A 1,555-nucleotide genomic window follows, 5' to 3' on the forward strand; every position below is an offset into this window, starting at 1 on the left:
GCGTCCTTTCAGTTGATATCTTCCTGGCTGACACACCGCATTCGCGAGCAAGCCCGCTCCCACATTTGATCGCATGCGCACTTCCAAAATCGAATAACAAGGACCAACCCCATGCGTGCACTCGCCGCCTTGAGCCGTTTCGTCGGCAATACCTTCGCCTACTGGGTGCTGATTTTTGCCGTGGTTGCGTTCCTGCAACCCGCCTGGTTTCTCGGCCTCAAAGGCGCCATCGTGCCGCTGTTGGGCCTGGTGATGTTCGGCATGGGGCTGACCCTCAAACTTGAAGATTTCGCTGAAGTCGCGCGCCATCCGTGGCGCGTGGCATTGGGTGTGGTCGCGCATTTCGTGATCATGCCCGGCGTGGCCTGGCTGTTGTGCCAGGTCTTTCACCTGCCACCGGAAATTGCCGTCGGTGTGATCCTCGTCGGCTGCTGCCCGAGCGGCACGTCGTCCAACGTCATGACCTGGCTGGCCCGAGGCGACCTGGCCCTGTCGGTGGCCATTGCAGCCGTCACCACCCTCCTCGCTCCGCTGCTGACGCCCGCGCTGATCTGGCTGCTGGCCTCGGCCTGGTTGCCGGTGTCGTTCATGGAGTTGTTCTGGTCGATCCTGCAAGTGGTACTGCTGCCGATCGTGTTGGGCGTGGTGGCGCAGCGCTTGCTGGGCGCCCGGGTACGGCATGCGGTCGAGGTGTTGCCGCTGGTGTCGGTGGTCAGCATCGTGGCGATTGTCGCCGCCGTGGTGGCGGCCAGCCAGGCGAAGATTGCCGAGTCGGGCCTGCTGATCATGGCGGTGGTGATCCTGCATAACACCTTTGGCTTCCTGCTGGGCTATTTCACCGGCCGTGTGTTCGGGCTGCCGCTGGCACAACGCAAATCCCTGTCGCTGGAAGTGGGCATGCAGAACTCCGGCTTGGGCGCCGCACTGGCAAGTGCGCATTTCTCGCCGCTGGCGGCGGTGCCGAGTGCGCTGTTCAGCGTCTGGCACAATATTTCCGGGGCACTCCTGGCTACGTACTTCCGGCGGATGAGCGAAAAGGAAGACCGCGAATTGTTGGCGGGCAAGTCCGAAACTTGATCACCTGATCAATATTCGGCACTCTACCGGGCTTCGCGGGGACGACCCTGCGACGCAATCAAGCGCTTAATCCGGGGACGACCCCACCTAAGAAGGGAGGTCATCATGTCCTGGATCATTCTGTTTTTTGCCGGACTGTTTGAAGTCGGCTGGGCCGTCGGACTGAAATACACCGACGGTTTCAGCAAGCCACTGCCCACGGCCCTGACGATTGCCGCCATGGCCGTCAGCCTCGGGTTGCTGGGGTTGGCCATGAAGGAACTGCCGCTGGGCACCGCCTATGCCATCTGGACCGGAGTCGGTGCGGTGGGCACGGTGATTGCCGGGATTATCCTGTTCGGGGAGTCCATGGCGCTGTTTCGACTGGCCAGTGTGGCGTTGATTATCTGCGGGCTTATTGGGCTCAAGATCAGCGCTTAGGCCACTACCGCCTTCGCGAGCAAGCCCGCTCCCACATTTGGAATGCATTCCAAGTGTG

Annotated in this window: 2 protein-coding genes; both read left to right on the forward strand. The window is 61.6% G+C overall.

Annotated elements, in window-relative coordinates:
• Positions 1 to 111 precede the first annotated feature (111 nt).
• Positions 112 to 1,077 (forward strand): bile acid:sodium symporter family protein, encoded by a 966-nt coding sequence (locus ACW9I6_RS32310; RefSeq protein ID WP_003212369.1) that lies wholly within the window; start codon positions 112 to 114, stop codon positions 1,075 to 1,077.
• 105 nt (positions 1,078 to 1,182) lie between these two features.
• Positions 1,183 to 1,497, forward strand: a complete 315-nt coding sequence (gene sugE, locus ACW9I6_RS32315) for a quaternary ammonium compound efflux SMR transporter SugE (RefSeq protein ID WP_003190128.1) — start codon at positions 1,183 to 1,185, stop codon at positions 1,495 to 1,497.
• The last annotated feature ends 58 nt before the right edge of the window (positions 1,498 to 1,555 follow it).

This window comes from Pseudomonas sp. SDO5522_S412, assembly GCF_054071215.1.